The 11275-nt window shown below is 36.4% G+C and carries 10 protein-coding genes; 4 read left to right on the top strand and 6 right to left on the bottom strand.

Annotated elements, in window-relative coordinates; translation table 11 throughout:
- Position 1 precedes the first annotated feature (1 nt).
- From kdsA to rnr, 5 genes are all read right to left on the bottom strand, one after another.
- Positions 2-856, bottom strand: a complete 855-nt coding sequence (gene kdsA, locus A9G28_RS08790; RefSeq protein WP_065580430.1) for a 3-deoxy-8-phosphooctulonate synthase — start codon at positions 854-856, stop codon at positions 2-4.
- A gap of 16 nt (positions 857-872) precedes the next feature.
- Positions 873-1709: a peptide chain release factor N(5)-glutamine methyltransferase gene (prmC, locus tag A9G28_RS08785; RefSeq protein ID WP_065566428.1), complete on the bottom strand. Its 837-nt coding sequence runs from the start codon at positions 1707-1709 to the stop codon at positions 873-875.
- Positions 1706-2791: a peptide chain release factor 1 gene (gene prfA, locus A9G28_RS08780; RefSeq protein ID WP_065580428.1), complete on the bottom strand. Its 1086-nt coding sequence runs from the start codon at positions 2789-2791 to the stop codon at positions 1706-1708. Before prfA ends, prmC begins: the two co-directional genes overlap by 4 nt.
- 376 nt (positions 2792-3167) lie before the next feature.
- A complete protein-coding gene (rlmB, locus tag A9G28_RS08775) occupies positions 3168-3929 on the bottom strand; it encodes a 23S rRNA (guanosine(2251)-2'-O)-methyltransferase RlmB (RefSeq protein ID WP_065580427.1) in 762 nt (253 codons plus the stop codon).
- A 7-nt stretch (positions 3930-3936) separates the two neighbouring features.
- Positions 3937-6339, bottom strand: a complete 2403-nt coding sequence (rnr, locus tag A9G28_RS08770) for a ribonuclease R (protein WP_065566431.1) — start codon at positions 6337-6339, stop codon at positions 3937-3939.
- Between the two features lie 1682 nt (positions 6340-8021).
- Here rnr and A9G28_RS08765 point away from each other — a divergent pair.
- From A9G28_RS08765 to A9G28_RS08750, 4 genes are all read left to right on the top strand, one after another.
- Positions 8022-8471 carry a tetratricopeptide repeat protein gene (locus A9G28_RS08765; protein ID WP_065580426.1) on the top strand — a complete coding sequence of 150 codons (450 nt, stop codon included), beginning with the start codon at positions 8022-8024 and terminating at the stop codon, positions 8469-8471.
- Between the two features lie 163 nt (positions 8472-8634).
- Complete coding sequence (locus tag A9G28_RS08760) at positions 8635-8955, top strand: hypothetical protein (RefSeq protein ID WP_081301553.1); 321 nt, start codon at positions 8635-8637, stop codon at positions 8953-8955.
- Between the two features lie 375 nt (positions 8956-9330).
- The gene (locus A9G28_RS14190; RefSeq protein WP_081301554.1) at positions 9331-9450 is read left to right on the top strand and encodes an RHS repeat-associated core domain-containing protein; all 120 of its coding nucleotides are present in this window, start codon (positions 9331-9333) and stop codon (positions 9448-9450) included.
- Between the two features lie 312 nt (positions 9451-9762).
- Positions 9763-10844 (top strand): IS3 family transposase gene (locus A9G28_RS08750; protein WP_442903264.1). Its coding sequence is split into 2 segments (ribosomal slippage): positions 9763-10009 and positions 10009-10844, totalling 1083 coding nucleotides; the frame shifts between segments, so codons are not numbered across the junction.
- A 35-nt stretch (positions 10845-10879) separates the two neighbouring features.
- Here A9G28_RS08750 and A9G28_RS13620 read toward each other — a convergent pair.
- The coding region (locus A9G28_RS13620) for a hypothetical protein (RefSeq protein ID WP_176702138.1) at positions 10880-11275 on the bottom strand (396 nt) is incomplete at its 5' end.

Genomic DNA, 11275 nt, shown 5'->3' with positions numbered 1-11275 from the left:
CTTAATTTTCAGTATCAATTTCTTCAAAACTTTTGACTAACTCATCAATGGCTTTCATTTGCTTTAAGAAAGGCTCAAGTTTTGCTAATGGTAACGCAGATGGACCATCGCATTTGGCATGGCTTGGATCTGGGTGTGATTCTAAAAATAGTCCAGCAATGCCAACTGCCATACCTGAGCGCGCAAGCTCGGTTACTTGACCACGACGCCCACCTGATGCTGCGCCCATTGGATCACGGCATTGTAGAGCATGAGTAACATCAAAAATAACAGGAGAGCCTTTGCTTGCTTTTTTCATAATGTTAAAACCAAGCATATCAACCACTAAGTTGTCATAGCCAAAACAACTACCACGATCACAAAGAATTATTTGGTTATTACCAGCTTCTTCAAACTTTTCAACAATATTACCCATTTGACCTGGGCTGACAAATTGTGGCTTTTTAACATTAATTACCGCACCAGTTTTAGCCATTGCAACAACAAGATCGGTTTGTCTTGCTAAAAAAGCGGGTAATTGAATAACATCAACTACATCAGCGACTGGTTGGCATTGTGCTTCGGTATGTACATCAGTAATAATTTTAACGCCAAATTGTTGTTTAAGTTCTTGGAAAATTTTAAGCCCTTCTTCTAAACCTGGCCCGCGATATGAATGAACAGAAGAGCGATTAGCTTTATCAAATGAAGCTTTAAAAATATAAGGGATATTTAGTTTATTGGTGATAGAAACATAATGTTCACAGATTTTCATTGCTAAATCACGAGATTCGAGCACATTCATACCACCAAATAATACAAATGGTAGGTCATTGGCGACAGTAATATCACCAACATTTACTTTTTTTTGTTGCATCATAACATATTCCTAGTTAGGGTTTAAACCAGCGACCAAGGGTAACTCTATCATTACCGCTATAATCAGCAAAGGTTTCGACTAATTGAAATCCGTGTTGTTTAAAAATAGTTTGTACTGCCTCACCCTGTTTCCAACCATGCTCTATTAGTAACCAGCCATATTGATTTAAATGTTTAGTTGCGCCATAAACAATAAGTTTAATATCGGCTAAACCGTCATCTTCTGAAACTAATGCACTTCTTGGTTCGTAACGAACATCGCCTTGTGCTAGATGAATATCTGTTGGTTCAATATAAGGCGGATTACTGATAATCATTGAAAATTTGCGATTTTTTATTGGTTTATACCAGTCACCTTGTAAAAAATAAACATTGTTGACCCCTATTTGGGTTGCATTTTGTTGCGCTAAAATCAACGCATCTTTATTTTTTTCAATTGCGGTAAATAAACAGTCTTGACGCTCAGTTGCCATGGCGATAACTATTGCACCAGTACCCGTACCGAGATCCAACACTTCGCATGGCACTTTAGGTAGATATTCTAAACCTAATTCAACTAATTTTTCAGTATCCGGTCTAGGGATTAATGTAGCGTTAGAGACATTAAACTTTAAAGACCAAAATTCTTTTTCGCCAGTAATATAAGCAATAGGCTCACCATTTTGCCTACGTTGTAAACATTCAGATAAAGCAATTAGCTCATCATCAGTAAGCAATGTTTCACTAAATGCCATTAAAAATGTGCGCGTTTTGTGCGTAACAAAACTCAGCAAAATTTCAGCATCACGCTTTGGACTTTCACTATCAGTTAAAGTTTGAGATGCACTTTTAAGCCATTGTAAATAGGTCATTCATCTTGTTCCGATAAAGCGGCTAGTTGATCTGCTTGATATTCCTGTACAATTGGATCGATTAGCATCTCTAATTTTCCTTCCATGACTTCATCTAATCGGTAAAGCGTTAGGTTAATACGATGATCAGTAACACGTCCTTGAGGATAATTGTATGTTCTAATTCTGTCAGAACGATCACCTGAGCCTAATAGATTACGCCTTGTTGAGGCTTCTTCTTGTTGGCGTTTGCGCAGTTCGGCATCTTGAATTCGTGCAGCCAATACAGACATTGCTTTCGCTTTATTTTTATGCTGTGAGCGCTCATCTTGACATTCAACAACAATACCCGTTGGAAGGTGAGTAATACGAATCGCTGAATCCGTCGTGTTAACATGCTGACCACCAGCCCCAGATGAACGATAGGTATCAATTTTTAAATCAGCAGGGTTGATTTCTGGCATTTCAGCCTCGGGAACTTCAGGTAAAACGGCAACAGTACAAGCCGAAGTATGAATGCGCCCTTGTGATTCAGTTTCTGGCACGCGTTGAACTCGGTGACCACCTGATTCAAATTTCAAATTGCCATAAACTCCATCACCACTGACTAACATAATGACTTCTTTATAACCACCGTGCTCACCATCACTCGCACTCATAATTTCAACGCGCCAATTGCGTGATTCAGCATATCGTGTATACATTCGGGCTAAGTCACCAGCAAAAATAGCGGCTTCATCACCACCTGTTCCCGCTCTAACTTCAACAAAACAGTTATAATCGTCATTAGGATCTTTAGGTAATAATAACACTTGTAATTGCTTTTCTTGCTCTTCAACTTGGCTTAGTGCTTCGTTTAATTCCTCTTGTGCCATTTCGCTCATTTCAGGATCTGATAGCATCATTTTAGCCGTTTCGATATCTTCTTGGGTTTGCTGCCAATCGGAAAAACACTTAACCACCGCAGTTAATTGTGAGTATTCTTTAGATAGCGTACGAAAGCGATTTTGATCTGCTATAACTGAAGGATCAGATAATAATGCTTGAACCTCTTCATAACGCTCTTGTAGTGTTTCTAACTTATTGATAATTGAAGGTTTCATAAAAATATATTTTGATAGAGATTAGTTAAGTTTGTGTAACATTATATACTTAATTGCCTTTAAAATACAGTTTTCGACTTGTTTCAAGCTTATCTCTTATTATCACTTTAACAGGAGATAATAAAGCCATTGAATAAGCTGGAATATTATATGTATTTTAAAAAGAGGTTTTAGCTATGTAGCATTACTTAATGTTTTAATTGAAATAATTTACATTGCACTATAATTTACATTGCACTAACTGTTAGTTTTTATCAACGCCATTAACTATAGTATTTATTTTATTCGTTAACCCTCAATTTGCTAAAATCGAAGCTAATGAATTATTAGCGCTTGTCTGATTAAATTTGAACTACTATAGTTAAGGCTATTCAGTTTACATTTTGGTATCTATTTTTTGGCGAACAATTTCAAATAAACAAACCCCCGTTGCAACAGAGACATTGAGTGATGAGACAATCCCCGCCATTGGAATGCTAACTAATTCATCACAGTGTTCTTTAGTTAAACGGCGCATACCTTCACCTTCAGCTCCCATAACTAACGCAAGTGAAATTGTTTTTGATGTTTTATAAAAATTTGTTTGATAAAGTGTTTTATTAGCTTCACCAGCAGTCCCAACAATCCAAACTTGATATTCGTCTTGCAACATTCGCATGGTGCGAGCCAAATTGGTCACTCTAACCACAGGTACACTTTCTGCCGCGCCACACGCCACTTTTTGGGCTGTTGAGTTGAGGGGTGCTGAGCGATCTTTGGGAACAATAATAAAATCCACACCCGCCGCATCAGCCGTTCGAATGCAAGCACCTAAATTATGTGGATCGGTTACGCCATCTAAAATTAAAATAACAGGATTTGGCTGCCGTTCCATAAGTAGAGGAATATCATTTTCTTGATAACCTCGATTAGGCTTAACCATAGCCAAAATACCTTGATGTACTCCATTTTTCGCTTTTTCATCTAACCATTGACGTTGAGCAACTTTAACAGGCAAACCTAGTTGCTCTAATTGACGTACAATAGCGATAAGACGTTTGTCTTCTCGGCCTTTAATAATAAATACTTCAATAATTCTTTCTGGCGAGCGAGCTAATAATGCTTCAATTGCGTGCAAGCCGTAAACTGTTTCACTCATTTATGTTCTACTCTTTTATTTTATTAACTGATTTTGTTTTATTACTTGATTTTGGTTTACTTCGTTTTTTGCTTTTACTTTTGCTTTTATCTTTAACTTTTTTAGTAAGCGGTTTTGCACTATTTTTATTGGTTGATTTTTTGCTTTTTCGTTTAACAGGCAAATCAACTTTCTGATCGGTTTTTACTTGTTTTGATTTATCCTTGGCAGTCTTGCCTTGGCGTTTTGGCTTATTATTACTGCCAACTAAAGAAAAATCAATTTTACGTTCTTCAGGATTAACATTATCGACTTTAACTTGCACTTTATCGCCTAATCGATAAGCAAAACGGGTATTTTCGCCAATTAAGCGATTATGTGCAGCATCAAAAAGATAATAGTCGTTTTCTAACGACGAAACATGCACTAAGCCGTCAATGAACAATTCATCTAATCGAACAAAGAAACCAAAATTAACGACACTTGAAATGGTACCATTAAATACTTCGCCAACATGATCTTGCATATAATCACATTTAAGCCAATCGACCACATCACGCACCGCTTCGTCAGCACGACGTTCAGTCATTGAACAATGTTCACCGAAATAGAGCATTTCATTTGTGGTATAACAATACCCGCCAGTTTTACTGGTTTTATGCTGTTTGTCAGCTAAAATCCATTTAATCGTTCGGTGTAATAATAAATCAGGATAACGACGAATTGGCGAGGTAAAATGTGCATATTCTTCAAGTGCTAAACCAAAATGACCACGGTTTTCTGGATCATAAATAGCTTGCTTCATAGAGCGTAAAATTACCGTTTGCAACATATCATGATCTGGGCGAGTTTCAACTATCGCCATTAATTCGGCAATATCTTTAGGTTTTGGGCTAACCCCACCACCAAGTGATAATCCAAGCTCACTTAGAATGCTACGCAAGTTATTTATTCTGTCTTCATCTGGTCTGTCATGCACTCGAAATAATGAAGGTACTTGAGCATTAATCACCAGTTTTGCTGCCGAAACATTAGCTAAAATCATACACTCTTCAATGATTTTATGTGCCACATTTCGCTGAGCAATTTCGATACTTTCGATGCGCTTATCGGCGTTAAAAACAAATTTCGGCTCTTCAGACTCAAAACCTATCGCACCGCGAGTGATACGGGCTTTATCAAGCACCTGATATAAGCCATAAAGGTTCTCAAGATGCGGTACCAATTCGTGGTAATGCTCACGCAATTGCTCATCACCGTCTAAAATTTTAGCCACTTTAGTATAAGTTAATCGAGCATGTGAATTCATCACGGCTTCGTAAAACTCATACCCTGTTAAACGCCCTTTATTTGATACGGTCATTTCGCAAACTAAACATAAACGATCAACTTGTGGATTTAACGAACACAGCCCATTTGATAGCTGTTCTGGCAACATAGGTACAACTCGTGATGGAAAATAAACCGATGTACCACGCAAGCAGGCCTCTTTATCCAACGCTTTGCCTAATCTGACATAATAACTGACATCGGCAATAGCAACCCACAAACGATAGCCACCACCACGATTTTTTTGACAATAAACGGCATCATCAAAATCACGTGCATCTTCGCCATCAATAGTAACTAAAGGCAATTGGCGCAAATCCTTTCGCCCTTTTTTAGCGCTTTCTGGTACGTGTTCAGTAAATTTACTTACCTCTTTTTCGACTGTTTTAGGTAGTTCGTAAGGAATTTCGTGATTACGCAAGGCAATATCAATAGCTAAATTGGTACCCATTATTTCACCAAGCACTTCTTTTATGATACCAACAGCTTTTTGATGGCGTTCTGGACGCTTTTGTAACTCAACGACAACCACGGTTCCCATTCGAACAGTACGATTGGGTTTACCTGCAATTAAAATATCGAAGTTTAAACGGCTGTCATCAGGAACAACAAAGCCCACACCTTGTTCGATAAAATATCGCCCGACAATTTGATTATTGCGTGGCTCTAAAATCCGCACTACACGAGCTTCCATTTTACCGCGATATTGTGTTCCCATTGGCTGTGCTAAAATCACATCGCCTTGTAACACTTTTTTCATCTGTTCTGGTGATAAAAAATAGTCTTCAGGGTTGCCTTCTACTCGTAAAAAACCAAAACCATCACGGTGTGCAATCACGCTACCTTTGACCATATCTAATTTTTCAGGCAGCGCATAACATTTACGTCGAGTAAATACCACTTGACCGTCACGCTCCATTGCCCGTAAGCGACGATGTAACGCTATTTTTTGTTCTTCGTTTTTAATTGCTACCGCTTGGGCAATTTTTTCTAGACTTGCGGGTTTCGCTTCTTGTTTAAGGTAATCTAAAATAAGTTCACGGCTGGCAATGGGGGAATCGTACTTTTCGGCTTCGCGGGCATAAAAGGGATCTTTTATCATAAAGGAATATCCTGTGCTCAAATATTAACGCTAGCATAACATAGAGAGATATAACTTAAAATAAACATTCAATTTATAAACAATAATATCTTTAATTAAAAAGACTAAACTTTAACGGAATACTTTTAATCGCGAATCGATTTAATATAATTTTTTGTTATTTTGTAAAATAATTATAATATTAGTTCCATTTTTTTCTTTTTTTATAGCGTTTCGGTCGAACGAGAAAATCGATGAAATAAATATACAAAATAAGAATTAAAAGAGCCCAATGTCGTTTACGATTTAACGTTTTATCATTAGTATAGACCGTTGCAATATATCCCGAAAAATAATACCGAATAAAAAATCCAATAATAGATAAAAAATAATAACTCATACAGACTAAAATACTCATGTACATCGACCTTATTTTATAATATTACCAGCCCTATCTTTTCGATATGTTGAACCATCACTGCTTTCACAACGATAATAATCGGGTGCATCGTCGTTACCTATTGTCATTATCAATGAACAGTTCTCAACAATTTGTCCAACATTAATGATTGTTTTCTATCATGTGATCCTCGCCCAAAAAACGGACAAATGTCACCTTTATGATATAACTAACAATTATAGGAGAACACATTATGTATCAAAAAATTTAGTGCACAGGCCGGCGAGGTACCAATAGAAGTACCAATAGAAGTGCTAATATATGAAGCAACATCTGTTACCATACCCATTACCGCTAATCTGTCGTCAGTTAAAAGTTAGCGTATCAGGTTATTCTGTTTGGCTAAAGCATGAACCAAATTAAATGAGCTATTTGAGAATATCAAAGCACTTTATTGGCAACATGAAGCCCGTTTAGATGCATCAAGCTTAGTACATGATATCAGGGGGCAAGGGCTAGGATGTATCATACAGAAAGGTTAGTTGAGCATGATAAAAATCAGTCAGAAAAACCATTGATTTTATTCAAGTTTTTATTTTGTGGCATAATAAAAAATAATCACATTAATCCTTTTGCTACAAACCTATTATTATGATGTGCTGACTAATACATAAAGTATATTAATAAGTATTTAATTTGTAACTCGCTCAAAAATGCTTTATTTTGTTGTCGATTTCCTAAAGGGATATTATTACCAGTGACCAAGAAAACCCAATATTGCAGTGCTAATTTTAAGCAGTGAGTGTTACAACATGGACTTAGCCAAAGTATGAGCTGAGCAGGCAATTGTTAGGATAATGCCATTACCGAAAGTTTTTCATACGTGAAAAACCGTATTATTCATGATGACAAAACACGGCAAGAAGCCAATAAAAAGCTATTTGAATATATTGAAACTGATTATAATCAAGTTTGCTGACATTTAACTCATGGTTAGGTATCGCCTGAACAATATAAAAAGCAGTATTACGTTAATAACATATTTATAGAAGCGAGTACTGCCTAATATTTTGGCGAGGATCAACTGATGTTGTTGCATATTGAAATCAGACAGGTAGATGACTCAAACCTAAAGCTAAGGATGTTAGTGGTTTGATGAGAACGCCTAATAATTATGACTTAGAATACGTTACACATAATCGGTCACACAAAAAATGAGGGCAACCACATAAAAACTGAATATTTTGTTGGATAAGCTGAAAAATCAGCCTATTTTTAATAATTTTAATAAAGTGAGATAAGTATGAAAGAACTTTCGAATGTAGATCCTGATTTAGAGCAAAATATCATATCTATTGTAGAAGACGGCAACGTTTTTAATGTCAATAAAAACTATTCTTCAGCTTTACAAAATTATCAGAAAGCATGGGCGCTTCTACCAGAACCCAAATTAGAATGGGAATTGATCAGTTTATGGTTATCAGGCTCTTTTTATACCACTTATTTTAATTTAAAAGACTATGAAAATGCCAAAATTTGGGCGCATTCTAAGCTGGCAGCGACAAGTTCTGATATTGATACAGGCCCATATATTGATCTTGGCATGGTTTATTATGAATTAGGCCAATATGATGAAGCTTATAAATATTTTAATGCAGCCTATGAATGTGGCAAAACCCGAGCATTCAAAGAACGACCTAAAAAATATTTAGAATTCTATTTAAAAGAGACACAACAAAAGGATAAAAAATAATTTCTAGTTAGCGAAACTAAAGTAATCAAAACCACCTGCCATATCCAGCACAACAACGCCGAACACTGCCTGAGCTGAGCTAAGTACGCACGAACAAACAGATCGCAACCAGCGTTACGGCTATGTCTATCTGGCAGAAATCATGGAGATATAAAAAAATATAATGTCAGCAGAATTTCAATTATTTTTTAATGATAAAAAATGGTATATAGACCATAAAGATAAAATTGCAAATAAAATTAAAACATTAAATCCTTATATTAAAAAAAATGACTCCGCATATCTTTTATCAGGAATAGGATCTATTTCTAATAAAGGAGATTGGCCGTTTGATGTTCGCTTTTTTTTTGAAGATAAACGTATTTTTATTGAAATAAGTGCTCATCCCCTAAGTATTGAGAAAGATTTAAAGGCCTTATTTACATGGTTAAGAAAACAGACAGGAATAGTAATATTAGATGAAGATGGAGAATTAGCAGGATGATGAATATGATCCACTAAAAACTCACTCGTCTATGTTGATGGTGCACTAATGAGTGAAACATTGTAAATATCCCATACTTAGTACAAAGTACAATAATCACATAAAAAATTTTGTTATATATTATTTAATACTGCTAAACAGCTACTGACCTATACCGACCCCCGCGTCCACGGCATCCACTACCAGCACGCCCCTTGCGGACTGGTGCACACCCGCATTGATGCTATCTGACGCAAACTCGGCTTTAACTACGATGCCTATAGCGTCTTCCCCCCCCCTCATCTCTGAATGGCTATCCGGAAGAGTTGACCGACGAAAACGGTAAAATATAGTGGGAATGTAGCTTTCAGTTATGGGGGAAAACGGGGACAGGAAATTGAACTCCAATCAATAAAGCAAAACCTCAGATATCAGGAACAATATTTAGACAGAAAAACCGACTTACATTACAATACGTTCAGGTACTATGAGCTGGATATAGGCTACTTTACCTAGCTACACCCGATTAGATTGCTGGGTGATTAATCGGTATCAGTATGCGCTTAGATGAGTTGATTTGGGTGGATTGTGTGGGGGGACTGCCCGCCGTCTAGAAAAGAGCTTACCACTTTCTGATGCTACTAAAATTTATAGAATGAGTACGGATTTGATTTCAATCCTCGATAAATAGAAGCTATAAAAGTAAACTATTGGGCATTTTCAAAGGATGTAAAGGGTAATGGTGAAAGACTATATGTAACTATCCCCTAAAATAGTACAGCAAAAAAGTAGAAAATTCTCTATGATAAAAGAAAAGGGGATTTAATGATGAAAAAAATGACTGAACATCAAATCGTAGCTATTTTAAAAGAAGCTGAAGCGGGTATTCCCGTTAAAGAGCTGTGCCGTAAATATGGCATGGGTAATTCAACTTTTTATAAATGGCGGGAAAAATATGGCGGTATGGAAACGTCGGATATCAAACGCTTAAAGGAGCTTGAGGCTGAAAACCGCAAGCTTAAGCAGATGTTTGCCGAACTGAGCTTAAAATCTCAGCTTCAGGAAGAAATCATAAAAAAGCTTTAGTGCCCACAAAGGCACGTAAAACGTGGGCACAGCAACTACAACAAAATCATTCGGTTACTATTGTTATGAGTTGTGCTATTGTTGGCTTAAGCCGTTGTGCTTACTATTATCAATCTAAGTTACAGGATGATTCGGTTATTGTTTCAGTATTGAATGCTATCACAGATAGGCATTTACGCTGGGGCTTTCTTAAATGTTTTCATCGTATCAGAAAGCTCGGCTATCAATGGAATCATAAACGGGTATATCGGGTGTATTGTGAATTAAAGCTTAATCTCAGGGTAAAGCGTAAAAAACGCATTCCTCCACGATGTCCGGAAAGGTTATTAGTCCCCAATAAACAAGGTGAATGTTGGTCAATGGATTTTATGAGTGACAGTAGCCGTAATCAACGTCGCTTTAGAACATTCAATGTCATCGATGACTTTAATCGTGAGGCGTTAGGTATTGATATTGCAGTAAGCTTACCAGCAGGAAGGATTACCCGTTACTTAGATAAACTGGCCGAATATCATGGGTACCCATTAAAAATACGGGTCGATAATGGGCCAGAATTTACAGGAAAAACCTTTACCAACTGGGCTAAATCACATGATATAACCATTGATTATATCCAGCCCGGTAGCCCTTATCAAAATGGCTATATTGAACGATTTAATCGTACCTATCGTACTGAAGTACTCGATTTATATCTTTTTAACAACTTAGCTCAAGCAAGGAGAATAACTGAAGAATGGTTAACAATTTATAACACCGAAAGACCGCATGAGGCATTAAATAACATGACACCGATTGAGTATAAAACACTAAAACAAGCAGCATGATTTTCTACGTGAGTTGTGTACTAAGTTTGGGGTATTTACACAAAAATCATGGCATTTTCTTCATTAGGATTATAACTAAAAATTGATAATATCTCGTGGGTGAAAATAGTTCCAACTTCATTTAGTTTAAAATTACCTAAATTAAAATTATAAACAAGATGATGGTTTTCCTTATTAGGATCTTTGGGATTTGCAGGAACAAATAACAATATTGATTTCAATCCATCGTAGTTTACTAATACTGGAGGATGGACAGTACTAATTGCATTATAAAAATCAATCGAATAGGCATGAGAATATTCTCCGTTATCATCTTCATCATCTTCTTCGTATTGCTGGGTAAAAGGAGAGAAAGTTGGTAATATTTTTAATGATAACGGTTCTTTTTTTGCATAGCAAACAAGAGGAAAGCTGCTTAGCACAATAAATAT

Source organism: Gilliamella sp. Fer1-1 (assembly GCF_001690825.1).
Classification (GTDB): domain Bacteria; phylum Pseudomonadota; class Gammaproteobacteria; order Enterobacterales; family Orbaceae; genus Gilliamella; species Gilliamella apicola_C.
Note: the sequence above shows the minus strand (reverse complement) of the source record. Positions and strands in the feature narration are given on the sequence as shown.

Excerpts from the sequence above, each read along its gene's own strand:
- rlmB (WP_065580427.1), bottom strand. The coding sequence starts at position 3,929 with ATGAGTGAAACAGTTTACGGCTTGCACGCAATTGAAGCATTATTAGCT.
- prfA (WP_065580428.1), bottom strand. The coding sequence starts at position 2,791 with ATGAAACCTTCAATTATCAATAAGTTAGAAACACTACAAGAGCGTTAT.
- rnr (WP_065566431.1), bottom strand. The coding sequence starts at position 6,339 with ATGATAAAAGATCCCTTTTATGCCCGCGAAGCCGAAAAGTACGATTCC.
- A9G28_RS08765 (WP_065580426.1), top strand. The coding sequence starts at position 8,022 with ATGAAAGAACTTTCGAATGTAGATCCTGATTTAGAGCAAAATATCATA.
- prmC (WP_065566428.1), bottom strand. The coding sequence starts at position 1,709 with ATGACCTATTTACAATGGCTTAAAAGTGCATCTCAAACTTTAACTGAT.
- A9G28_RS08760 (WP_081301553.1), top strand. The coding sequence starts at position 8,635 with ATGTCAGCAGAATTTCAATTATTTTTTAATGATAAAAAATGGTATATA.
- kdsA (WP_065580430.1), bottom strand. The coding sequence starts at position 856 with ATGCAACAAAAAAAAGTAAATGTTGGTGATATTACTGTCGCCAATGAC.